20 protein-coding genes are annotated in these 24,192 nt (G+C 46.2%); 1 reads left to right on the top strand and 19 read right to left on the bottom strand.

All coding sequences use genetic code 11. The annotated features are described in order from the left end of the window. From EYO21_08595 to EYO21_08630, 8 genes are all read right to left on the bottom strand, one after another. A partial coding sequence (locus EYO21_08595; protein HIB03859.1) for a hypothetical protein occupies nucleotides 1-170 on the bottom strand: 170 nt, incomplete at its 3' end. A gap of 17 nt (nucleotides 171-187) precedes the next feature. After that, nucleotides 188-493, bottom strand: a complete 306-nt coding sequence (gene gatC / locus EYO21_08600; protein ID HIB03860.1) for an Asp-tRNA(Asn)/Glu-tRNA(Gln) amidotransferase subunit GatC — start codon at nucleotides 491-493, stop codon at nucleotides 188-190. Nucleotides 494-610: 117 nt separating this feature from the next. After that, nucleotides 611-1,873, bottom strand: a complete 1,263-nt coding sequence (locus EYO21_08605; GenBank protein ID HIB03861.1) for an FtsX-like permease family protein — start codon at nucleotides 1,871-1,873, stop codon at nucleotides 611-613. Then, nucleotides 1,870-3,087, bottom strand: a complete 1,218-nt coding sequence (locus tag EYO21_08610; protein HIB03862.1) for an FtsX-like permease family protein — start codon at nucleotides 3,085-3,087, stop codon at nucleotides 1,870-1,872. Before EYO21_08610 ends, EYO21_08605 begins: the two co-directional genes overlap by 4 nt. Before the next feature lie 2 nt (nucleotides 3,088-3,089). Continuing rightward, nucleotides 3,090-3,803, bottom strand: coding sequence for an ABC transporter ATP-binding protein (locus EYO21_08615; GenBank protein HIB03863.1), 714 nt, complete (start codon nucleotides 3,801-3,803; stop codon nucleotides 3,090-3,092). Between the two features lie 2 nt (nucleotides 3,804-3,805). Next, entirely contained in the window at nucleotides 3,806-5,170 is a 1,365-nt protein-coding gene (locus tag EYO21_08620; GenBank protein HIB03864.1) for an efflux RND transporter periplasmic adaptor subunit, read from the bottom strand. 16 nt (nucleotides 5,171-5,186) lie between these two features. Then, nucleotides 5,187-6,461, bottom strand: a complete 1,275-nt coding sequence (locus EYO21_08625; GenBank protein ID HIB03865.1) for a TolC family protein — start codon at nucleotides 6,459-6,461, stop codon at nucleotides 5,187-5,189. A gap of 190 nt (nucleotides 6,462-6,651) precedes the next feature. Then, nucleotides 6,652-8,067: an HD domain-containing protein gene (locus EYO21_08630; GenBank protein ID HIB03866.1), complete on the bottom strand. Its 1,416-nt coding sequence runs from the start codon at nucleotides 8,065-8,067 to the stop codon at nucleotides 6,652-6,654. Between the two features lie 96 nt (nucleotides 8,068-8,163). Here EYO21_08630 and EYO21_08635 point away from each other — a divergent pair, with 96 nt between their 5' ends. Next, entirely contained in the window at nucleotides 8,164-9,003 is an 840-nt protein-coding gene (locus EYO21_08635; GenBank protein ID HIB03867.1) for a DUF4835 family protein, read from the top strand. On the opposite strand, the gene EYO21_08640 is transcribed toward EYO21_08635, so the two are convergent. From EYO21_08640 to deoC, 11 genes are all read right to left on the bottom strand, one after another. Continuing rightward, complete coding sequence (locus EYO21_08640; GenBank protein HIB03868.1) at nucleotides 8,973-10,010, bottom strand: glycosyltransferase family 2 protein; 1,038 nt, start codon at nucleotides 10,008-10,010, stop codon at nucleotides 8,973-8,975. The genes EYO21_08635 and EYO21_08640 overlap by 31 nt on opposite strands. 10 nt (nucleotides 10,011-10,020) lie before the next feature. Then, nucleotides 10,021-12,777: a DUF2723 domain-containing protein gene (locus EYO21_08645; GenBank protein ID HIB03869.1), complete on the bottom strand. Its 2,757-nt coding sequence runs from the start codon at nucleotides 12,775-12,777 to the stop codon at nucleotides 10,021-10,023. Further along, the gene (locus EYO21_08650; GenBank protein HIB03870.1) at nucleotides 12,774-13,190 is read right to left on the bottom strand and encodes a DUF1844 domain-containing protein; all 417 of its coding nucleotides are present in this window, start codon (nucleotides 13,188-13,190) and stop codon (nucleotides 12,774-12,776) included. Before EYO21_08650 ends, EYO21_08645 begins: the two co-directional genes overlap by 4 nt. Before the next feature lie 39 nt (nucleotides 13,191-13,229). Continuing rightward, entirely contained in the window at nucleotides 13,230-14,129 is a 900-nt protein-coding gene (locus EYO21_08655) for a class I SAM-dependent methyltransferase (protein ID HIB03871.1), read from the bottom strand. 7 nt (nucleotides 14,130-14,136) lie between these two features. Continuing rightward, on the bottom strand, nucleotides 14,137-16,230 hold the full coding sequence (recG, locus tag EYO21_08660) for an ATP-dependent DNA helicase RecG (GenBank protein HIB03872.1): 2,094 nt from the start codon (nucleotides 16,228-16,230) through the stop codon (nucleotides 14,137-14,139). A gap of 70 nt (nucleotides 16,231-16,300) precedes the next feature. Then, entirely contained in the window at nucleotides 16,301-17,632 is a 1,332-nt protein-coding gene (locus EYO21_08665; GenBank protein ID HIB03873.1) for a hypothetical protein, read from the bottom strand. Next, nucleotides 17,629-20,310: a valine--tRNA ligase gene (locus tag EYO21_08670; protein HIB03874.1), complete on the bottom strand. Its 2,682-nt coding sequence runs from the start codon at nucleotides 20,308-20,310 to the stop codon at nucleotides 17,629-17,631. The genes EYO21_08665 and EYO21_08670 overlap by 4 nt, the downstream gene beginning before the upstream one ends. A gap of 14 nt (nucleotides 20,311-20,324) precedes the next feature. Next, on the bottom strand, nucleotides 20,325-20,831 hold the full coding sequence (locus EYO21_08675; GenBank protein ID HIB03875.1) for a cyclic nucleotide-binding domain-containing protein: 507 nt from the start codon (nucleotides 20,829-20,831) through the stop codon (nucleotides 20,325-20,327). A gap of 8 nt (nucleotides 20,832-20,839) precedes the next feature. After that, entirely contained in the window at nucleotides 20,840-21,976 is a 1,137-nt protein-coding gene (locus EYO21_08680; GenBank protein HIB03876.1) for a hypothetical protein, read from the bottom strand. A 99-nt stretch (nucleotides 21,977-22,075) separates the two neighbouring features. Then, a complete protein-coding gene (gene rlmD, locus EYO21_08685; GenBank protein HIB03877.1) occupies nucleotides 22,076-23,482 on the bottom strand; it encodes a 23S rRNA (uracil(1939)-C(5))-methyltransferase RlmD in 1,407 nt (468 codons plus the stop codon). Nucleotides 23,483-23,498: 16 nt separating this feature from the next. Beyond that, nucleotides 23,499-24,182 carry a deoxyribose-phosphate aldolase gene (gene deoC, locus EYO21_08690; protein HIB03878.1) on the bottom strand — a complete coding sequence of 228 codons (684 nt, stop codon included), beginning with the start codon at nucleotides 24,180-24,182 and terminating at the stop codon, nucleotides 23,499-23,501. Nucleotides 24,183-24,192 lie beyond the last annotated feature (10 nt).

The following is a 24,192-nucleotide window of genomic DNA, read 5'->3' on the forward strand; positions in this document are numbered from 1 at the left end:
GCCTTTTGAACAGCAGGATGATCAGTTGATACAATAACCTTATCAAGTTGTGAAGCCGTTGCCTGTTTGTAAACATGCGCCACCATAGGTAAGCCATCAATCAATTCAAGAACTTTACCTGGGAAACGCGTAGAGTGATACCTCGCCGGAATCACCCCGACACATTCAATAGCTCTGGCATTTGACATTATGATTTTTCGATTACATTCGGCACGACAAAATACTCACCATCGGTCTCAGGGGCATTCCGGAGTGCCTCTTCACGGCTGAGAGAAGCTTTTTCCTCATCAGGGCGGGTCATATTGATCTGATCAAGAACATGGCTGAGAGGCTCCACATCCTTGGTGTCGAGCTCACCCAGCTGTTTCATATATTCAAGGATCTCATTCATCTGATCTGTATACAATGAAACCTCTTCCTCAGAGAGATGGAGTTTAGCCAAAGCCGCGATTTTGAGAACTTCATCACGGTCAACCGTCTGGTTTTTAGTCACTTTTTGTTCTTTATACAATTATCGTGCCAGTAAAAATTTAGCTGTACTCTTCTCTGCAATCAAGGGAAAGGGAAACTTGGAAAAGAAGGTTGAAAGTTTTCCCGCCGGGGAGTCCTGTTATTCGTAGCGGAGGGATTCGATAGGGTCCAAATTTGCCGCCCTCCAAGCAGGGTAAATACCGAAACTGATGCCCACCAAGGAACAGATAGCCATACCGTAGAACGCCCAGTCAAAGGGAATTACTGATGAAACATTGAGAAAAACAGCCACCAGGTTACCTCCCAGAATACCCAGGATAACACCAACAACACCGCCGAACTGACTCAAGAAGATGGCTTCCATTAGAAATTGCGTTAGAATATCATTTCGATTTGCACCTATAGCTTTGCGAATTCCGATCTCTTTGATTCTTTCAGAGACCGACACGAGCATAATATTCATAATGCCAATACCTGCTACAAAAAGAGCAATAACGCTGACCGCACCGGCAAACAGTTTTATTCCCCCCGTAAAACCTGCCAACACTTTAGCCAATTCTTCATTGGAGATAATCTCAAAATCATTCTCATCTTCAGGGGGAACTTTTCGAATTGTTCTCATTAATCCGATCACTTCATCTAACGTTTTATCATACATACCTGCTGATACGGCTTCTACAGTGATTCTCAATGAAGTCCATCTATTAGAAAACCGTTGGAGATAAACACTGATAGGGATCAGGACATAATTATCCTGACTTTGTCCAAATGCCTGCCCCTTCCATTCTGTAATACCGACTACAGTGTAGTCAAGACCCTTGATTTGAATTTTCTTTCCAATAGGATCTTCAAACGGAAATAATATATCTACCACATCCGGACCTAGAATAGTGACATTCCTAAAAAAGCGAACATCATCTTCCATGAAGTTGCGACCACTAAGTATGAATGTATTGCGACTACGTAATCCCCATTCATCGGCACCTTGAAGTTCCGCTGTTCGTTTTAACTGTTTATCCTTGTAACGAATATTTCGTTCATCAGTACCATCAATCACACTTACTCTTAGAGGGAACGTTGCACGACGTTTTAATTCTTCAAACTGAAAAAAATCGATGTTTTTTCGTTCCCTGTATTTTTTTCTACCGCCATGGCCACCCGAAACCATAATAGCTGGCCATTTGTTTACCGAAAAAGTATTCGTACCAAAAATATCCAGTTGCGAATCAATGGAAACTTCCAATGTCCGGATAGCTGTCATTACACCAATGACTGAAAACACGCCTATGCTGATTCCAAGAAGTGTAAGAATGGAACGAAGCTTGTTCTGCCGAATGGCTTCCACAGCCATGCGAAAGCTTTCCTTAAGTGTATTTTTTAGGTGAGACCGTTTGGTTTTCATTCGTAACGCAACGCCTCAATAGGGTCTAGCCGTGCAGCTCGAGAGGAGGGTACAAGTCCAGAAACGACACCTATAATGATACTTAGAAAAATCGCTCCCATTGCCAGACCAATAGGCAAGACGGAGGGGAAAAATTGGTTAATAACTTTACTAAGTCCAAAAGCAATCCCCAAACCAAGCAAACCACCCAAAAAACAGATTACAATTGCTTCCATAAGGAACTGGTATAAAATAGTCCGTTGAGTTGCGCCCAGTGCTTTTCGGACACCTATCTCCCGAGTCCGTTCCTTGACAGAAACAAACATGATATTCATGATTCCAATCCCACCTACAATCAGCGAAAGTGCGGTGATAAATATACCTGTTCCGCCGATAGCAAGTTTGATGGCTTGGTATTGAGATTCAAAGGTGGAGGAGTGTGGCAGAGCAAAATTGTCTTCTTCGGTCGGTTTTAGCCCCCGGATTACCCGCATATGTCCCCGAATCTCCTCCTTGGCTTCATCAATATTTGATGTATTCAGTTTTACCCGAATACTCATCCATCCGCGACGGGCGAAAAGCCTCTGAAAAGTACCTAAGGGAATTATGGCCTGGTTATCGAGACTGAAAAGGCCCATAAATGATCCCATTTCCCCAGTGACTCCGATAACACGAAACTTGTGATTACCTATCTTCACATGCTGATCTAAAGGATTTTCATCTTGAAAAAGGGCTTCAGCTATACCGGCACCAATTATAACCACACGTTTTCCTGAGCGGTTTTCACCTTCAGTAAAAAACCGGCCACTGGCAATCTCAGTAGCATCATTAGTGGCCAGGTATTCAGGTGTCGTTCCAAAAAATCGGGTCTCAATCTGTCTGTCTTTTCTAATAATTCTGCCACCTCGATCTGATGTAGGCGCAACCGCTTCAACAAACTGGGATCTTATCCTTAGTTTTTCACCATATTCCGCTCTTATACGAGGCCGGTTACGAAGCTCCCACCAATCAAAGTCACCACCAAACCAATCCATCCTGCTTATAAAAAGGACATTACTACGAAAACTGGCCATGCTTTTTTCGAATGTGGCATCAAGGCCTGAGATCAGGGTACCCATAAGTGTAACTGACAGAACACCGATAACAATGCCTAACACAGACAGAATAGAACGAAATTTATTAGCAAGTATAGAAGAAAGGGAAATACGGAAATTTTCCCAGATGAGACCAAACAAAACTAAAAAACTGCCTCCGATTCAGCCTTTTTTTCACTTCTAAAATCTTCCTTTACCTTACCATCAAACAGATGGATAGTTCTATCGGCATGATCAGCAATATATTCTTCATGTGTTACCACAATGATGGTATTCCCTTTATCATGCAGTTCATCGAAAATTTTCATTATTTCAACACCACTTTTTGAATCGAGATTACCTGTCGGTTCATCTGCCAGCATGATAGACGGGTTATTAACCAATGCCCGAGCAATGGCCACTCGCTGACGCTGACCACCTGAAAGTTCGTTGGGTTTGTGATGCATTCGGTCTCCCAAGCCCACAGCAGTTAATGATTCCTTCGCCTGCTCAAGTCTATCCACCCTGGAGATATTAGCATAAATAAGAGGTACCTCTACGTTTCTCAAGGCCGTCGCTTTGGGAAGTAGGTTAAATGTCTGAAAAACAAAACCGATTTTTCGGTTCCTAATTGATGCCAGCTGATTGTCATCCATTTCATGAACCAATTCACCCTCAAATTCGTAAGTGCCATTTGTAGGTGTATCGAGACAGCCAATCATATTCATAAGGGTAGACTTGCCTGAACCGGAAGGACCCATAATTGAAATATATTCATTTGGACGGATGATTAGATCTACTCCGTCAAGCGCACGAACAACTTCGCCGCCTACGTCATAGTGACGCTTAATACCAGTCAGCGAAATCAGGTCAGGGATGGTTAATTCTCCGATTTTGAAGACCCGCCAATTTGAATCCTGAACCCTTTTTTATTCTCCCCGCGATCCTTACTTGTGATGACGGCTTTATTATGACTTAGATCCTTACTAATGGCACGGTAACTGCCGACAACAATCTCTTCACCCTCTTCCAATCCACTAATAACTTCATAATGAGTTTCGGAGGAAATACCCACTTTTACCGGTCTTATATGTACATACTTGGAGTCACCTTTAGATTTTATCTTATCTAAATCTTCCAGTCTTGATAACTCACCATTTCGCAGAACGCCTCCAGGCTCATCTGCCAGAATAAAAATTAACTCCTCAAATTCCTGAACTTTTGCCTTGGACCTTTCTTCAGATTCGTTATCAGACACACCTTTATCAGGAGACATCTGTTTTTCAGAACCGACCGGCCTTACAGTAAGACTCTGTATAGGAATTGCCAAGACATTTACACGTTTATCGGTAACAATGTTTGCAGTGGCGCTCATACCCGGGCGGATACCTTCAGGCACATCGATCATGCGAACCTTCACTTTGAAATTGGTTACTTGCTCTTGAGTACCCAAACCAGCCGTCTGGGCAATGTGAGCTATTTCCTTCACTACACCGTAAAACAAGGTATCCTGGAAAGCATCAATCTCAATTTCTGAGATGTCTCCAATCTCAACGGAGACCACATCATTCTCGTTCACATCCACGTGCACTTCCATTTTGCTAAGATCTGCAATACTCATGATGACATCAGCTTGAAACATGGAGCCGAGAGCCATCTCACCCTCCTCCTTCCTAACCTCAGTTACGATACCATTGCTGGGTGCCAACAGGGATGTTTTCGAGAGATCATCCATGGCAGATTTTAAAGACGCCCTTGTCATCTCGACCTCGCTTTCCGCAAGTTGGAAACTGGCCGTAGAAGATTCAATCTCCTGGCTGGAAATCAGTTGCTCAGAAAAGAGCTTTTCCGCCCTATCTCTCATTGCCGTATTTTTTACCAGATTCGCCTCGGCTGATTTCAGCCGTGAATGAGCCTGCTCACTAGCCGCCTCGTATCGCATACGATCAAGGGATATAAGGTGCTGGCCCATCATGACGGAATCACCCTCTTCAACTGAAATTTCCATGATTAGGGCGCTGATATTCGCGCTGATTTCCACCTGCTTCTCTGGTAGGATTTTGCCTGACGCTGTCACTTTGTGAACAATTTCCCGTTTTGCTACCGTTTCCACCGTTACCTCCACTGGTTTAACACCGGATGAAAAAACGAATTTGAGAGAAATGCCCGCTACAATTAAGACTAAAACAGAAATGATAATTATATTTCTTTTTTTGTTCTTTTTATTCTTTTTCTTTTTTTCCATGTTACCTCATCATTAGTTATGATCTACTGGCAAGAGCATTCAGCTCAGACCTGAGAATTCGTTCATCATAGCTAGCACGAACAAGTGAACTGTTGGCCCGTGCCAGCGAAAGTTGTGCGTTTAAAACATCAAGAATGGTTGAGGCTCCCAGATTATACATTTCCTGAACCAGCCGAAGATCTTCCTCTGCCGATGCTTTTGTTTCCGTATAAATTGGAATCGACCTTCTGATATTCTCCCACTGTCTGTAATAACTGCCAAACTGAACCCGCAGGTCCCGGGTCAGCCTATCGAATTCTTCCCTAGCGATCTCAGCGTCTATCTTTGCCCGCTGCAACTGGCTCGATCGCTGAAGTCCAGTAAAAAGAGGATAGGATATGGAAAGACTCAAGGACTGCCGCCAGTGTTTATCCACATCTGAATAAAGCTGATCTATTTTGTCTGATGAACCGCTGTACCCCAGTGAAGCAGAAATTGAGGGAAAGTATCCCGCCCTGGCAATCTTCACCCGAATGTCCGATGCGGTTATCTGCGTCCGCCGGGACAAGATGGCCTGGTTGCGTTCCGCCACTATTTTCCACAGTTCATCCTGAGATTCCAGAGTTGATCTTTTTTGGTCAGCCTGCGACAAGTCAAATTTAGAATTAACATTTATACCCATAGTGTTTGCCAGCACCCGGATCGAATTCTCCAGAATCGCTTCCTGATTAAGCAACTGGACTTGAACTTCTCCTAGAAGTACCTGCTGTTTTAACAGATCCGTTTTAGCCACCGCTTCAACCTCATACTGCAGCCTGACCCTTTCCACCTGCTGTTCAGACAGTTCAACCTGCTGGCGGGCAACTTCCAGCAGTTCAATATTCTTCAAGTGTTCATAATAAGCCCGTTTCACGCCAAGAACTGTGCTAATTCTTGTGGCTAGTTCATTTTCCACACTTAGCTGATAAATGTTCTTGCTGAGGGCTATCTGATTCCACCAGTTGCCGCCATCAAAGATATTCTGACTTAGAGAAATAGAGCCGGAGTGGTATTCCGATTCCGGCACAGGTATACCGAACTGGAGATTGGTATAAGAACCCTGCTGGAACGACCCGGTAGAAGCACTTATCCTCGGCAAAATAACAGCCAAGGACCCCTTTTTATCGGCTTCGGCTGATGAAACCTGGAGTTGGGCTACTCTCAGATTTCGGTTATTTTCCAGCGCAAGGCGGATGCAGTCATCGAGGGTGTAAACCTCCTGACCAAAACAGAACGATACAACAGTGAGGAGAAGAGATAATCGATTAAACATTCTCTATCGATTTAAGGAGTTTTTCTATTATGATACCCGAGAATGGAAAATAGTTAAATAACCTTTCAAGCACCAAAGGAAGTAACGAGTCGGCAGGCCACAAGTTCCTTCATAAAGTTTTCGTCCAAACCAGACAACCCCGCCAAGGGAATTTCAGCCCGGCAGAAAAGATAGCGAATTTAACCTTCTCCTATTCCGAAAATTTCTCTTTTTTTTTGAGAAAATATTCATAGGCAGCATTGTAATCATTTTCGATTTCCCCATCCAGAATTGCATTTTCGATAGCTTGCTTAATCTTACCCACCGTCTTGCCCGGAGGCAGACCGCATTCTTTCATGATTTGGTCGCCTCGAACAGGAGACTGGAATTTGCGATAAGTATCTTTCTCCGTAACATCCTGCATAAAGGCTTCAACTCTCTGAAAATTTGCCATGTACTTTTTCACAAGGTTCGGATTCTTAGAAGTGATGTCCGCCCGGCACAGAGTCATTAAATCATCTACCTCTTCTCCCGCCGTCACCATCAGCCGCCGCACGGCACTGTCAGTAACATCCTCTTTCGCCAGAGAGATGGGGCGAAGATGTAAGAGTGTCAGCTTCTTGAGAAACTCCCGAGTTTGGTTGGATAGTTTCATCCGCTCCGCCATTTTATCCACCATATTGGCCCCTACTGCATCGTGGCCATGGAATGTCCACCCTTTCTTTTTATCCAGGCGACGGGTCTTCGGTTTGCCAATATCATGAATAAGCGCTGCAAAGCGAAGGTCCGTTTTTTCCGTTTTCTCAGCAATGTTATCCACTACCTGAAGCGTGTGATAAAAAATATCCTTGTGATGCCACTCAGATGGCTGTTCCAAACCGTAGAGAACCGAAATCTCCGGAAGGACAATTTCCATAAGACCCACCTTTTGCAAAAGGTCAAGCCCGACGGAAGGTTGTGGAGAGGCGAGAATCTTGTATATCTCGGCGGTAATTCGTTCGGCTGAGACAATTTCGATCCGATCCGCCTGCTGCTGGATGCTGTCCGTGACGGAAGGATCAACCTTAAATCCAAGCTGTGAAGCAAAACGGACGGCCCTGAGCATTCTGAGCGGATCATCGGAAAAGGTGGTGTCTGGATTCAGCGGCGTCCTGATTAGACCTGAGTTGAGGTCCCTTACGCCGTTGTAGGGATCATGAAGTTTACCGAAGTCTGCTTTGTTCAGCGAAACAGCCATGGTATTGATAGTGAAATCTCGCCGAGAGAGGTCTTTTTCAAGGTCTGCATCTTCAACTTGTGGCTTCCGCGAATCTGATGAGTAAGCTTCGCTCCTGGCTGAGGCAACCTCAACTATGCCGTTATTTAAAAGGATCTGGGCAGTTCCAAACTGATCAAACGGAACAACCTTCCCTTCCTTGAGAACTGATGCCAAGTCTCTGGCAAAGGCGATACCATCCCCCACAACCATGAGATCAATGTCTGTGAGAGGCCTCAGCATGAGGGCGTCCCGGACATAGCCACCAACAACGTACACCTCCCTCTCCGTAGCTGCAGCCAGATCCATGACCACCGTGAGAATTTTATAGCCGTCAAGGTGCTGTTCCAGCAGAGATGTTACATTAGTCATTTTATGGTAATTTACGGTTACCGAAGAGAAATCCCCGGACGACTGAAGATTCCTCTTGAAGCTGCTTCCGTCCCGCAATAACTTCCACCTGTAAGTATGCGATCCCTTGTCTTAACCCTGATTTTCGTTTCTCTATCAAATGCACAGTTCGGCAATGTTCAAGTCACATTGGACGCTCAGCGATTGAAGGAGAACGATCGCCGAACTACCTCGACACTGGCAAATGAAGTCACCAGCTTCTTTAAACTTACCCCTTGGGATGAAGAATTCAGTGATCTGAAAGTCCCAATGAATGTTCAGATCATTTTCGAAGGTGTGGCCGATAAAGGAAGTGAACGGCTCTATTCTGCTCAATGCCTCTTTTCAACAGGTATTGATCAACGTTACTTCGCCAAACTTATTCAGTTCCCATACGCCATGGGACAGAGTGTGGTGTTCTCACCCGTCATTTTTGAACCTCTAGCCAGTGCCCTGGAGTTTTACGGCTACCTCGTAATCGCAGGCGAAACGGACACTTATGAAAAGTTCGGCGGCACGCGGTTTTATGAGCGGGCAAGGGAGATCGCATTGCGAGGCCTCTCATCTCAGTATCGCCGAGGATGGAGTGAGCGTCTGGAGCTGGTAAATCTTATGACAAAATACCGCCAAACGCGGCTGGCTAAATTCCATTTCTACGACGCCATGGCCTATATCGACGAAGGGGAACTGAACAGCGCCGATGAGGCGTTCAAAGAGATGATGAAAAATCTGGAGGGCACTTTTACTCAGTTCCCCCGTGAGCACTACTCAATAATATTTCTTACCGGTCACGCCGAGGATTTGAGCAAACTACCCACCGGCGTTTCATCAAAAAAAAAGATGCTGAAAAGGTTGTCAGAACTGGATCCTGACAACAAGAAAAAGTATCAGTCGGGACTCGACACCAAGTCCCGGTAATTCCGCTTCCTAAAAATCCAATACTGCAGAACGACACTCCCTTTATACATACGGGAGATCACTTCTCTGTCTTTCAGCTGTCGGAGTGATTTGACGCGGCGACGGCGTTTTAGAATTACGTGGGGGTGAAACAGAATCCAGACTAATGATTGGAAGATGCCGAAAACGTGGCGGAAATCGACCAAGGCCAGAGAGTAGAAAATGGCTACAATCTCAAGGGCAAGGCGAATTGGAAGAAAATAGAGCATAAGCGGGAGAGAGTAATTGCTCAGAAGCATAAGCATCGAATTGCGGTGATTCAGATACTGTTTTTTAAGGGATTGGGCCGGCAGTGTGACAGCATTTTTGTGGTACACCACAGACTTGGGATTGACCATGACGCGGCGCCCCATGAGAAGCAACCGCCACTGAAGGTCGATTTCCTCCTGATGGGCAAAGAACAATTCATCGAATTGTCCCGCGGCCTCAAAATCACTTCGGCGTACCATGAAGGCCGTTCCTGACGCCCAGAAAATATCAACCTCATCATTGTATTGGCCCATATCTTTTTCCTGAGTCAGAAATAGCCGCCCCCTGGCAAAGGGAAAACAGAGCAGATCCATGGCGCCGCCACTGCCGCCTGCATAATCAAAAAGATCGGTTTCAAAATAATTGAGAATTTTCGGCTGTACCGCCGCTACATCTGGATCTGACTGAAGCGTTTCAACCAGAGGTTCAATCCAGCCCTCTTCCTGGATGGTGTCGTTATTGAGAAAGACCAGCAGTTCACCTTTGGCCGCTTGAGCACCACCGTTACAGCCTCCGGCAAATCCCTCATTGGAAGCATTCTTGATCAGATGAACATCAGGATGATTCTCCGCCACCCAATCGGCGCTACCGTCAGTTGATCCATTATCCACCACAAGCACTTCAATTTCGGGATAAGTAGAGACTTTCAGCGAATCAAGACATTCAGAGAGGATCTCGATCCCGTTGTAGTGTGGAATAATAATTGAGACTAACGGCATTGCGCCGGTATCAAGAGTCAGGAAATTCGCTCCGCGAGCGATATTGCCTTAGAAGAGAAGTGGCAGCTGTATCTGCCGGGAACTTCAAAGTCCACTTTTCCAGAACATCAACGGCTTCATTGTCGTAACCGTTTTCGGTGTAAGTCTGAAGTAAAAAAGCCACAATGTCCGGCCGGTTGGAGTTGTGAAACTGCTTGAGTATCTCCTTCCCCCGCTCTACATCTCCGGAGTCGTGGTAAATCTGGCCCATCTGAAGTTTCATTTCTTCGCTGTTGACGGGAACTACGTCTTCTGGCATAAGCTCCGCCATTAAATTGAGTGGTTCTAAAGCTTCATATTTAAATCGTTCCAAATCGTCATCAGTAGTAAAACTGTCCTTACGCTTATTACGCAACTTCTGATATTTTTCCATTCCTAGTTGCATGAATGCAGAGCGGTAATTTTGAAGCAACTTCAGGATATTGGGATTAAGATAAACTTCAGGATCATCCAAATTTCTATATTTGTATCCGGGTGCATAATCGGTGGACCAGGTAGTATCCTCCACCACAGTCATGAGATTTTTGCCAAGCCGGTCATAATTCACTGCCGAGACTCTATGAGACCTTAGCCGAAAGGCGAGACCCTCCATCTGAAGATATTTTTCCAGGCCAATTCTATTACTTGGAGAAACAGTAACAGCGAAATAGATGGGAATTTGCCACTTGCTTTGCTGTATGATGTGAAGGATCATCAGGTCTTGGACGCGGATTCCACCTCCCCCGATGGTCGGTTTGAGCGTCCAGGATACCTTCCCTTCTTTATTGTCAGGATCACCGGCAACTGGGACAGTGATGGGCGTATTCTTCCAACGATCCACCCTAAGAAAAAGCGGTTTCCCATCCACCGGGTTGACACCGATAGGTCTCTTGCCAGAAATCTGTTTATCAGTAAGATTGATGAATCGTTCACTGCCGGAACGTAATTCCCGCAACTGTTGAATGTACCAATCAGTGTTCAAGAGACTGAGATTGGCTACGGTGACATCCTTCCGAATTCCCTCTACTTCCTGAAGGTACCAAAGAGGAAATGTGTCATTGTCTCCGTTAGTGAATATGATGGCGTTCGGTTCACATGTTTGGAGAATATTGTACGAATAATCCCACGCTACATAATTGCCGGAGCGATCGTGGGAGTGGTAGTTGGAAGACAGCATAATGCCCGGTACCAGAAAAAGCAGTGCAACACCAGCATACATAGCATTGAAAGCCATATTCTTTTGCTTCAAGGTGTTGACCACCTTATCCAAAAGAGCTGCGGATGCAATGCCAATCCAGATAGAATAGGCAAGAAAGCTGCCGACGTAAGAATAGTCACGTTCCCTTGGCTGGAACTTATCCTGATTAAGATATAAAATGACGGCAAGTCCGGTCATGAAAAACAGAACCAGAACAGACCACGCCCGTTCCGGATCCCGCTTGAAATGAAAGACCATGCCCAATACTCCCATAAGAAATGGAATTGGCAAACCAAACTGGCTCCAGTCGACACCATCTTCCCCTCTTTTTTCCAGAGCGCCAAATTCTGACACCCATTTGTCTCCCGCTGGTCCCCGGCCGGAAAACTGCCACAGAAAGTAACGGACATACATCCTGACAATCTGATAATCCCACAGAAAACTCAGCTGGGTGCCAAGATCATGGAACATATATTTATAACTTTGGGAGGAAGAAAAATTTTGACCGTTATTGGGCCTGCCCACAACGGAAACTTTGTGAGGATAAGAACCTACCTGCTCCTTTTTGTATCTCCTGGGCATGGTAAAAATGGAGCCATACTGTTGACGTTCGAGATATATAATGGCCCGCTCCACAGTCTCAGGATTATTCTCATCAATGGCAGGATCCTGCGAAGAACGAATAAAAAGTATACCATAGGTGGAATAGCCTACAATCACCAGAACAATAGAAGAAAGGATGAGCGAGGCGAGGCGGTTCTTCTGAATGATAGCAAAAACAGTAACGCTGAAAACAATTACCATTGTAACAGCCATTCCAAAAAGACCAATCTTTGCGGCAATCTGCGGGAACCCTTTGATTATTCCCAAATAGATGCCAAAGAATATGCCCCCAGTAATTGCGCCCATGACAATAAATGAATACCAGGAAAACTTGATTTTTTTGAAGTAAATGATCATCCCCATAAATGGTAGCGCAAGCAGGTTCAAAAGGTGAATTCCGGTGGCGAGACCCAGCACATAGCTGATAAGGAGCACATACCTTTCATTCCCTGGCTCATCCGCTCTTTCAGCCCAATGCAGTATGAGCCATGCTACAAGGGCTGTGGAAAGTGTGCTCATAGCATACACCTCGGCCTCAACGGCGTTAAACCACTGGCTATCGGTAAAAGCGAAAATAAAGGCGCCGACTGCGCCGGAGCCGAAAGTGATTAATCGGTCTGCAACTGACTCAATCTTGCCGCGAAACTGACGCACAAGCTGAACGATAATGAGATAAAGAAACATGACCGACAAAGCGCTCACCAACGGCGAGATAATATTAACTCTGAAAGCAATGTCGCTGCTAAACGGCAGCATGGAGAAAATCCTGCCTATGATTAGAAAAAGTGGGCTCCCCGGAGGGTGAGGTACTCCCAGTATATAGGAAGTGGCAATGAATTCACCGCAGTCCCAATAAGAGACCGTGGGCGCCATTGTGTCAAAGTAGATGAGAAAAGTGATGGCAAAAACAGCGCCAGCCAAAAGTCTGTTTAGCTTCTCAGATGTCACTCAGTCTTTTTATCCTCATCACTATTTTCACCAGAGTCAGGCACTTCAGGTTTTTCTTCCGCATTCTCTTTTTCAGTGGAAGCTTCATCGGTGTTTATGTCCTTTTCATCTTCAGGCGATTCTTCTTCAGGAGTCTCAGGCTCAGGTTTGTTCGTCTCTTCAATGTAGTTCATTTTGAGGCCGCTGAGACTTGACTCGAGGAATTTCTCCTCATCATCTGAGAGATTCCCCGCCATCCGTTTCTTCATCATATCGATGATATCGATATAAAAACTGGCCTCTTCAAGGTTTCGCTCCATTTTTTCCGTCACGGGATTTTTCAGCTTTCCCATGGCCATCCACGCCTGCTGCGTGAACATGGTCACAACATGAATAAGAAGATGCTCGTCACCGTTTCCTTCATTTTCTGACATAACGCTTTAATGCCTTTCTAAGTGGTTGGTTTCCTTTCACTATCCTTCGTTAAAGGACTTTTGTTTAACTATATAAATTAACGAACTGAACCGTTTCCTGTCAGCCCTGGCTTTTCTGTTGGAAAAGAAGCCTGTGAACAGAGCGCCCAGGGAATTTTGCTTGCTATACTTCGCACTCAAAAGCGATACATAATACGCATCATAAGGCAGACCTCTTATATTCCTGAGCGACAGATCACACTTGTTAAGAAGCCGCTGCATGGCGGCAGGACTGAAATGAGTCAAATGACGTGGAACATCCCAAGCCGCCCACTGATCACCATAAACCTGGCAGTCGTAGGAAGTAAAGTTGGGGACACCAATGAACAGGCCTCCTTGTTCAGTGAGCTGACTACGAGCCCGGCTCAGATAAAACTCCGGATCGTGGACATGCTCAAGTGTGTGCCAAAAGGTGATGGCGTCAAATGAACCACCATTTTTCTCAAGCCAGGTTTGAGGAGACATGACATCAAGGTCGAATTGATATTTTGCAGTTTTTCGGGCGGTCTCTGATGAATCGACACAGGTCACATCCCAGCCTCCGTCCCGCATGGATGCAGCGAATTCACCGGTGCCACAACCGATGTCCAGGAGGCATCCACCCCTCACTCCAGTAAAGCGCTCTATCCAGTGACGCTTTTTCCCCAACATGATTCCTCGTACAACCTTGTAGGCAATGCCCGAAAAACTGAATCCACTGCTGGAATGGGGACGGTATTCATCCGACTCATAATAGCGGTCAATTTCATCTGGTTTAGGTACCGGAGTTGTAAGTCGAACTTCACATTTATTGCATTCCACAATGTCGAAATTTTCACCTGACACCACATAATCGCCTATGGAAAGAACCGGGCGAAGATCTAAGCAGCCGCAAAGAGTGCATCGGGTCAGAGCTTCCATCTCACCTTCAACCTATGTTTACCATTTCGAGCATTTGCTGGTAATCCCTCATAAATCTTAACCGAATTTTTTCGTTAGCGGGGTCGGTGAGATGCGAGTCAGTTTCTACAATTTTGAACGCCGCCTTCCTCGCATCACGGATGATCTGACCATCGTTTACAAGATCAGCAATCTTCCACTTGGGATAACCGTGCTGTCGAGTCCCATAAAACTCACCAGGGCCTCTTAGTTTGAGATCTTCATCAGAAATTTCAAATCCGTCAGTGGTTCTCTCCATGATGGCCAGCCGTCTTCTGGAACTCGCAGTAATGTTTCGCCGCACAAGGATACAATACCCTTTATCTAACCCTCTCCCAATTCTACCTCGAAGCTGATGAAGCTGAGTGAGCCCAAATCGTTCAGCATTTTCGATGAGCATGATGGTAGCGTTTGGAACGTCAATCCCCACTTCAATGACTGTGGTGGAAACAAGAAGTTGAATATCGTTCCCGGCAAAACGGTCCATAATATTATCTTTTTCTTCCCGTTTCATTCTACCATGTAAAAGTGCCACTTTATAATCTGAGAATTGCTTCTCAAGACGCTCAGATCCCTTCACCGCCGCTTCAAGATCCATCTTTTCAGATTCGTTAATAAGGGGATAGACCACCATACATTGCCGCCCCTTTTTCATCTCTTCCGACATGAAACTGTAAACTTTGTCTATCTTATCCTCTTCCACCACTCGCGTCGTCAATGGTTGACGGTGTTTGGGCATTTCATCGAGCATTGAAAGGTCCATGTCGCCGTGGTAAGTGATGGCCAGTGTCCGGGGTATGGGCGTGGCGGTCATGGAAAGGATATCCGGATTTTCACCTTTGCTGAGAAGCTTTCCCCGCTGAAGAACACCAAACCGCTGTTGTTCATCTATAATGACCAGCCCGAGATCCTTAAAGGTCACTTCATCCTGGATGATGGCGTGAGTACCTACCACCACCTTCACACGTCCCTCACGAACAGCGTCAAGTATTTTTTTTCGCTCTGCCCGTTTCTGTTTGCCTACCAGCAAGGCTGTGGGCACTCGAACGACATCGAGATAAGATTTGAAGACATGATACTGCTGATGTGCAAGGATCTCTGTGGGTGCCATGAACGCCACCTGGGCCCTATTGCTCACAGCCACAGCCGAGGCAAAAATCGCCACAATGGTTTTGCCCGATCCCACATCTCCCTGCAAAAGCCTGTTCATCACTTTAGGTGATGCCATGTCTGCCTGAATCTCCTTCAAAACCCGCTTCTGTGCTCCGGTGAGCTCAAAACCGAGGGTTTCATAAATCATTGTTATATGCGGACCCACTTCCGTCATAGTCCTCCCGCTCTGTTCAGTAATGAGTTTTTTTCGGCTTGCCATGAGAAGCTGGAGGAAAAAATGTTCATCGAATTTGAGACGTCGCACCGCCCCGTTGAGCGCTTCCACATCCGGGGCGAAGTGGATGTGACTCAATGCATTGCCCAGTGGAGAGAGAGACTGTTCATCAATCATTTCCTGCGACATGTACTCCAGCTCATCCAGTTCACATGCATCAATGCACGCCTTGATTATCCGCCGAAAGCCCCGGCTCTCCAGTCCCATCTTCTTAAGGCCTTCGCTGGTGGGATAGATGGGAATTACAGCACCGGTATTCAGCGGTTCTCTTTCCTCGTCACTCAATATATCGTACTCGGGGTGGACTATCTGGTATCCGTTGTAGAAATCGATCTTACCATGGAAAGCCACTTCATCGCCTACTGAAAACACTTTTTCCATGTACTTGGCAGCGTTAAACCAAGTGCATTTTAACAAACCGGTATTGTCGTTGACCATGAGCTGGTAGTATTTCTTTTCCCGAGCCGACCTCATGCCACCAGCTTCTACCTTTGCCACCACTGTTGCGGTGATCCCTTCACTCAAATCCCGGATTTGCGTGACGGAAGTACGATCCAGATGGCGGCGGGGAAGATAATACAAAAGATCAAGAGCTGTCTTTACGCCTGACTTGCCCAGAATTTCAGCCCGTTTCGGGCCAACGCCCTTAATGTACTGCACTGAAGTGTCTGCTGAAAGAGACTGTTCAGAACTCATGGAACTGAGTGACTGATTTCGACAACTTTAAGGTAAATATAATGTGAAAGAAGCTGAACCTGCGGAAGGCTTACTGCCACTCTTTCCTGTATGTATAGGTGACAGTCTCTGAAGAGTATGCACCCAGCATCAGATCAAATTGGATTGTCTCAGCATCGACCTTCCGATAATCGCGGGACGGGTCGCGAATGACCCAATCACCGAAAATGTGTTCCGTGATTCGGGCGTTTACTTTATCCTTACGATTGTTTTTTATCTCGAGCAGAATGGTGGCTTCTTCACTCTTTTTCTTCCGGTCATAATTCATGACCGTCCGTTTGCCTATAACGTTGAACGCACGGCCGGCCACAACGGTAACGCTCTCTCCCACCGACGTCTGAGGCAGGAGATCCTCCCCCGCGAAAAAGATGCCACCACTCTCAGTGCGCTGATATATCTGAAAAGTGCCGGCGGGGAGAGGCACATCAATATTTTTGCCGCCGTTGGCAAATGAAATTTCAATGGCCAAGGGCTCTTCACTTTTTGCCGTTTCATCATTCTCAAATAAGTATATCCTTGTGAGCTGGACCTCCATGTCGGCATAAAGAGAAACAGTGACGGACTCATTTCTTGGAATTGTTAGTGATGCGGGCAGTGAGTAAAGAACGAAATCGCCGGACGACTCAAGTTGGAAGACGGCCTCGGCGGCATTATCCGACTGGGATGCCATACGGGACATTTTATGGGTGGCTTTTCTCCTACGTTTAAGGTCACCTTCAACAAGTTCGATGGATGACTCGACAAAATCTTGATCTGTGTTGTTGAAAATGATCGCTTGTGAAACAAGTATGGCGTTCTTCTCATTAGAGTCTATGATGAGCCGGTAGTTGGCGTTCCAGTCAAAGCCGCCTGAAATATAGACTATTTCTCCTCCAACACTGCCATTGGATTTCGACTGAACTGTCCATTCCATGGAAGCCCGAACTGAGGGACTCTTTTTTTTGTAATCAGAAGAAATTTCAATGACTTCACTCATATTTAGAACATGCACCGCGCTCCTAGACTTTATGGATAGCCAGTTGTTGTCCACACCCACCAACTGACCTCTTACCGATTTACCTTCAGTTGTTTTCGCTGTTACAGTATTCCCCAGCTGTTTCTTGAGAAAAACAAACGTGTCAAAAATATCTCTGTTGAATTTCTGATAGATCACATCCCCCTCAGACATGGAGAGAAAAGTTGACGCCGGTTCAATTTTGTCCGGGAGGTTTGGATAAGTCACCTGGTTAGAACCAGGTTGCAGTTTAACGGTGATGGGCTGACGAACAAGACCGTATCCATCCTTGTAGAGCGTAATAGAGGCATCCCTGGATTGTGCATGTCCAAACGATGCTAATAAAAGTATGATTGCCGTTTTCTTCATTCTAAGTAAGTATAATTCTGCTTCAGTTTAGCAAGATTTTCCTTCATATCGCCGAGCTTTTTCCTTTCCCGTTCCACCACCTCCTTTGGCGCGCGGTTGACAAAATTCTGATTGTTCAGTTTCGTCGCTACGTCACTTAACCGTCCATCCAATGAATAGATCTTCTCTTCTAACCGCTTTTTCTCCGTCTCCACATCAATAAGGTCACCAAGAGGTATAAACATCTCTTTTTTTCCAACCACTACCGTAGCCGATTTGTCCGGACGCTCTACATCCGGTTCGATGGTGAGGTCGTCCACTTTGGCAAGGTCACGAATTAACCGCTCGTTTAACTTTAGGGACTGGCCGTTATCACTCCTAATAAGAAGATCGGCACGCATTCCCGGTGGCACATTCATTTCAGCCCTCACTGTCCTTACGCCTGTAATTACTTCCTGAATCTCAACAAAGTTCCCTTCGACATTTTCGTCTATCCATTTATCGTCGACACCTGGCCAGTGCGAAACTATGAGATCTGTCTCATCTTTATCAGTACCCTCCAGGCGATTCCAGATTTCCTCTGTTATGAATGGCGCAAAGGGGTGAAGCATTTTCAGGATGCCCCTCATGACGTGATTAGCCACGCTGAAAGCGGCTTTTTTCTGGTCAACGTCATCGCCATAGAGTCGGGACTTTATCACCTCAACATACCAGTCACAAAAGTCCGACCAGGTGAAATCATAAATCTTTTTTGCTGTCTCATTGAAGCGGTAAGCATCGAAACTTTCATCCACTCCAGTAATTGTCCGGTTTAACCGGCTGAGAATCCACCTATCGGAGAGATCTAAGTTGTCCCCTTCAAGTTCATCCACTGGTTTTGCATCAATATCAGAACCTGCCATGTCCAGAAACCGAGATACATTCCACAGTTTGTTCATAAAGTTCCTGCCGATTTCCATCCGCTCATCGGAAAACAGTATATCCTGTCCTTGCGGTGCAATGAGCATAATGCCGTAGCGAACAGCATCGGCACCGTATTTATCCATGAGTTTCAGAGGATCGGGGGAGTTACCCAGCGATTTGCTCATCTTACGCCCCTGCATGTCCCGAACCATGCCGGTGAAATAGACATTTTTAAAGGGGATTTCACCTTTGAACTCAAGGCTCGCCATGATCATTCGCGCCACCCAGAAAAAGATGATGTCGGGACCGGTGACCAGATCATCCGTGGGATGGAAGTAGTCAAGATCGGGGGACTCTTCAGGCCAGTTGTGAACACCGATTGGCCACAGCCATGAGCTGGCCCAAGTATCGAGAACATCAGGATCCTGAACCAAATCTTTCGACCCGCAGGCAGGACATGATTCCGGTTCATCTACTGAGACGATGGGATCCTTGCAATCAAGTTCACACTTTCCAATATCATTTCCGCGGCAATACCAGACAGGTATTCGATGTCCCCACCACAACTGGCGACTGATGCACCAGTCCTGAATGTTGGTCATCCAATGTTCATAGGTCTTTAACCAATGGGAAGGGTTAAACTTGATATCACCTTTTCGGACCGCCTCCAGTGCCGGCTTGGCAAGCTTTTCCATGGCCATGAACCACTGCTCAGAAAGGTACGGTTCGACGGGAACATCCCCCCGCTCAGAATAGCCAATGCTTGTTGTATAGTCTTCTGTTTTTTCCAGTGCTCCTGATTTTGTGAGGGCCTCCACGACTTTATCCCGGGCATCAAATCTGTCCAGCTCCCGGAACTGTTCCGGCACAGATTCATTCAAGGATCCATCGGGGTTCAGAATGTTAATGAAATCAAGATCGTGGCGCTTGCCGATCAGGAAATCGTTGAAATCGTGGGCCGGAGTCACCTTCACACAGCCGGTGCCAAACTCAGGGTCCACAAAATCATCGGCAATAACGGGAATCTTCCTCTCAGCTAGCGGTAGCATCACCGATTTTCCAACGAAGTTTTTAAATCGTTTATCGCCGGGATGAACTGCAACGGCGGTATCTCCCAGCATGGTTTCAGGACGGGTGGTGGCAACTGTTACATAGTCATCACTGTCTGATAATAGATATTTCAGGTACCATAGTTTCCCCTGAACTTCCCTATAAATCACCTCCTCGTCTGAAATGGCTGATTTCGTCGCAGTACACCAGTTCACCAAACGCTTGCCTCGGTAGATGAGCCCCTTGTCATAAAGTTTCACAAAAGCGGTAATCACAGCACGATAATAGCCATTGTCCATGGTGAACCGCTCTCTCTCCCAGTCGCAGGAGCATCCCAGCCGTTTGAGCTGTTGGATGATCAGTGATCCGTACTCATTTTTCCACTCCCAGGCACACTTAAGGAACTCCTCTCGGCCGATCTCATTCTTATCTGTCCCTTTAACCGCCAGCATCTTTGTCACTTTCGTCTCAGTAGCGATAGAAGCGTGATCCGTACCCGGGATCCAGCAGGTTTCACGCCCCTGCATGCGCGCCCGGCGAACCAGTACATCCTGAATGGTATTATTCAGCACATGGCCGATAGTGAGACTGCCGGTAACGTTGGGAGGAGGAATGACAACAGTATAAGGTGAACGGTCGCTGTTTACTTCAGCATGGAAATAGCCCCGATCCAGCCAGTGATCATACCATTCCTTTTCAACTCGACTAGGGTCATAGATCTTCGAAATCTTGTCGTCAGAAGACATCCAGTAAAGGTTCTCTATTTTTCCAAAACCAGGCTGAAGGCTGTTGTAAGCTTGAGGACATTTGTATTCGCTTTGATAAGATTATCTGTAACAATAGAAGCTACATTCTTCATAATAGCGTAACCAATATCAGGATCGGACTGACAAATCGCGAAAAGGTCATCCTTCATGATGATTCCCATCTCACAGTCGGTGATGGCCTTCACTGCGGCTGTCCGTTTGTCATCGGAACCGAGCAGGGACATCTCACCAAAAACAGGGTGAATATCACTGGAAAGACTTATTATGGCCTTCTCACGAGTATCATAATCACCTTTGCTTAGCTGAAGCGTCAGCGCCTGATTAATTTCTATCTTCCCCTCCAACAATAGATAGAGAGAGTCGCCAACATCACCTTCTTCGAAGATCACTTCTCCAGAAGGGAATGTTTTCACCTTAATTACCTCTTCGAAGTGACCGATCTGTTTATCTTCCAAACCGTTGAAAATCCTGTATTTTGAGTATTCTCTGTTTTCGCTCATACCTTCACCTACTGAATGACAACCGCTCTTTCATTTTCTTTGATGACATAATCGTCTGTGGGGTTGACAACCACGGCCGTCTTGTTTTCATCGCCAAGAGAGTGCCCGGCCTCCTTAAGTTTTCTCTCAATGAAGGCATCCAAGGCGGAGGAATCGGACGAGAGTATTTCTCCAATCCCGATTTGTTCATCTTCCGAATATACACTGATAAGCACCCACCTCTTCGAACGGAAATGATCAAACAATTTATTGTATGATTCGCCAACAAACTCTTCCGGAATTGACACCCGTTTCAGTGTGCCTGGCTGGTGAGAATCCAAGAGCGATTCCATCGTCTGCGGAACTCCCGGATCAATGACATGTGATGCCACCATGTATGCACCAAAATCGTCGCTGAGTATCACCTCATCAGCATTCGCCCGGCGGATATGTGTCAGATTGTCACGTTCTGTTATATAGGCAACAACACGACAGCTGGGAGCCATCGTTTTGATCGTCAGCGTAGCAAAGATTGTCTTCTCATCAGGATGACCACCAGCTTCCAATCCTTCGTTCGGAAGAATGACAGCTATTTTCGCTTTTTCAAGATTTGCTTTTTCCAAAATGGCCTCGCGGGTAAAATCTCCCCTTACAAACTGAAATTTCACATTCCCGTACTTGTTTCGGATGGCCGAGATTGCATCCTCAGTTTCATCATTGATCATGACAATATCAAGTTTGCCAGACTCATTCATTGACTGCAATGAGTCGATGAGACTGTCAACCATTCTGTTCCAACCACAGAGAAGTATATGATCTTTTGTATCCAGTGCTTCCAAACCTTTGTCCTCCCGAATTCTTTTTGCTACGAAAATCGAGGATACTGTTGCCGTCATAAGTGCAGTCAGCGAAATACCGGCAAACATGATAACAATGGCCAGTAACCTACCTTCCGGAGTTTTTGGAGCAAAATCACCGTATCCCACGGTGGTCATGGTAACAATGGCCCACCAGAAGGGATTATTTCCCTCTGCAAGTTTCGGTTCCCCGACAGGAGGAACCTCCAATCTGCTGATGGCCCAACCTCCAAGCATCATCACCACAATTATTACTGTAATAATCTGAGCGAAGGGGCTCCGCATGACAATCCTCAGAAAACGTATCATCAGGCTAATTTAGTGATTGGGCTTGAAATTATGTAAGAATTGAAGGGTCAGAGGTGATATTTCCCCCGAAAAAAACAAATTATTGACATTTACCTTTTATCAATGATGTGTGAGCAGGGCCACTGTCTCAATATGGGGCGTGTGCGGGAACATATCCACCATAGCAAGATTCTTCAACTTGAATCCTTTTTCAGAAAGTAGAGCCACATCCCTGGCTTGCGTTGAAGGGTTACAGGAAATATAAACAATCTTCTCAGGCGACATGTCCACCACATCATTCACCAGCTTTGGATGCATCCCCGCTCGAGGCGGATCCAGAAAAACAATATCAGGAGGTTCGATCTCAGAAAGAATGGATGACTTCCTGAAGAATTTATCAAGATTAGCTGGAAAGAATCGACAGTTAATGATTCCGTTGGAGACGGCATTACGGACAGCATCTTCCACTGCCGGCGGCACTACTTCAAAACCGTACACTTGCTTCACCTGCTGAGCCATGAAAATGGATGTGGAGCCCGTACCACAGTAGAGGTCATACAGAATTTCATCGCCTCGAAATTCCGCAAAATCGCGTGCGATTTTGTAGAGTTTCTCACCCTGAACACTATTCGTTTGAAAGAATGAATTGGCGGAGATTTCAAAAGTGAAGTCACCTAGACGCTCCGTGATGGTTGGACGGCCGTGGAGCAACACCTCCCACTCCCCATAGGAAACGCCCGCCCTCCGTCTGGTAATATTGTTAACAATAGATGTGACCGATGGGTGAACTTTCTTTATACCTTCAACAATCGGCTCCAGGAGTTCTTTCTCTTCTCTCGAAGTGACAATATTTACCATCACCTCGTCTGTCCTCTCACCCAATCGAATAATTAGATGTCTTAAGTAACCGCTGTGTTCACGAATGTCGTACGGCGCCAATCCTGTTTTCTGGGCCACATTGCGGACAGTGTTGAGGATTTCGTTGGCTACCGGTTTCTGTATCCAACATGTGGAAATATCGAGAATCTTATCAAATCGGCCGGGGATGTGCAGGCCCAAAGCGAAATCTGCTTCAGCGTTTTCCTCTTCTTCCGGCAGAACCCACCGCCGATTGGAGAAAGAAAATTCCATCTTATTTCTGTAGTGAAATATTTCCTCCGCAGGGACGACCTGATTGAGCTTTGGTTTGTCCATATGGCCAATACGCCTGAAAAGATCGATAACCTGTGCCTTTTTCTGTTCGATCTGGGCGTAATAATCGAAATCCTGGAATGAGCATCCGCCACAGGTGGGAAAGTGGTCACATTTTGAGGTTATGTAGGATGGAGTCTCCTTCAATATTTCGAGGGTTTTCGCTTCGCCGTAGCCATTCCGGCGTTTCGTCAACCGAGCCAGCACCTTCTGGTCTGGAAGTGCGCCTTTGATAAAGATTACATAGCCGTTCAGGTGAGCTACACCTTTGCCGCCGAAAGCAAGGGATTCGACGGTCAGTTCAAGCTCATCCCCTTTTTTCGGACGAGGCGTCATCTATCTCACTTTCAGATCAATTGTCGGAGTCGCTCGAAAGTTGCGCCTCCGTTACAATGGAAACCCCGGCGCTGGCCCCCAGCCGGCTGGCGCCCACCTCCAACAGTGACAGCGCATGCCTGAATGATTTTATTCCACCGGACGCCTTCACACCCATGTTATCACCAACTGTCTCCCGAAGAAGCGTTACATCGAGCAGGGTGGCTCCCCCTAAAGAAAAGCCTGTGGATGTTTTTACAAAGTTTGCTCCCGAATCACGAACGATCAGTGCAGCTTCCTTCTTTTCATCATCCTTCAAGAGACACGTTTCAATAATCACTTTTACCGTGTTCGATTCTGCTGCTTCGACCACTGCCTCAATGTCACTCCCAACGGTGGCAAAGTCTCCATCTTTAAAGGCACCTATGTTCATAACCATGTCGAATTCAACAGCGCCATCTTCGAGAGTTTGTGATACAGCCGCCGCCTTCTCCGCTGTGGAACTCGCTCCTAGCGGAAACCCAACCACGGTACAGACGCCGATCTCACTGCCGGCCAACTGATCGGCACACAGCCGCACATGTACAGGGTTAATACAGACAGTCGCAAAACCGAACTCCAAAGCTTCTTCGCACAAATGCGTAACCTCTTCAGATATAGCATCCGGTTTAAGAAGTGTATGGTCAATGATTCCGGCAAGCTGGGAAGATGAAATCTTCATTCCAATGACA

It is taken from the genome of Candidatus Neomarinimicrobiota bacterium, from assembly GCA_012964825.1.
In the GTDB taxonomy this organism is placed as follows: Bacteria; Fidelibacterota; Marinisomatia; order Marinisomatales; family S15-B10; genus UBA2125.

Bases quoted from the DNA above. Each gene is read 5' to 3' on its own strand.
- EYO21_08605 (HIB03861.1), bottom strand. From the start codon at position 1,873: ATGAAAACCAAACGGTCTCACCTAAAAAATACACTTAAGGAAAGCTTT.
- EYO21_08620 (HIB03864.1), bottom strand. From the start codon at position 5,170: ATGGAAAAAAAGAAAAAGAATAAAAAGAACAAAAAAAGAAATATAATT.
- EYO21_08625 (HIB03865.1), bottom strand. From the start codon at position 6,461: ATGTTTAATCGATTATCTCTTCTCCTCACTGTTGTATCGTTCTGTTTT.
- EYO21_08630 (HIB03866.1), bottom strand. From the start codon at position 8,067: ATGACTAATGTAACATCTCTGCTGGAACAGCACCTTGACGGCTATAAA.
- EYO21_08635 (HIB03867.1), top strand. From the start codon at position 8,164: ATGCGATCCCTTGTCTTAACCCTGATTTTCGTTTCTCTATCAAATGCA.
- EYO21_08640 (HIB03868.1), bottom strand. From the start codon at position 10,010: ATGCCGTTAGTCTCAATTATTATTCCACACTACAACGGGATCGAGATC.
- EYO21_08650 (HIB03870.1), bottom strand. From the start codon at position 13,190: ATGTCAGAAAATGAAGGAAACGGTGACGAGCATCTTCTTATTCATGTT.
- EYO21_08655 (HIB03871.1), bottom strand. From the start codon at position 14,129: ATGGAAGCTCTGACCCGATGCACTCTTTGCGGCTGCTTAGATCTTCGC.
- recG (HIB03872.1), bottom strand. From the start codon at position 16,230: ATGAGTTCTGAACAGTCTCTTTCAGCAGACACTTCAGTGCAGTACATT.
- EYO21_08665 (HIB03873.1), bottom strand. From the start codon at position 17,632: ATGAAGAAAACGGCAATCATACTTTTATTAGCATCGTTTGGACATGCA.
- EYO21_08670 (HIB03874.1), bottom strand. From the start codon at position 20,310: ATGTCTTCTGACGACAAGATTTCGAAGATCTATGACCCTAGTCGAGTT.
- EYO21_08675 (HIB03875.1), bottom strand. From the start codon at position 20,831: ATGAGCGAAAACAGAGAATACTCAAAATACAGGATTTTCAACGGTTTG.
- EYO21_08680 (HIB03876.1), bottom strand. From the start codon at position 21,976: ATGATACGTTTTCTGAGGATTGTCATGCGGAGCCCCTTCGCTCAGATT.
- rlmD (HIB03877.1), bottom strand. From the start codon at position 23,482: ATGACGCCTCGTCCGAAAAAAGGGGATGAGCTTGAACTGACCGTCGAA.
- deoC (HIB03878.1), bottom strand. From the start codon at position 24,182: ATGAAGATTTCATCTTCCCAGCTTGCCGGAATCATTGACCATACACTT.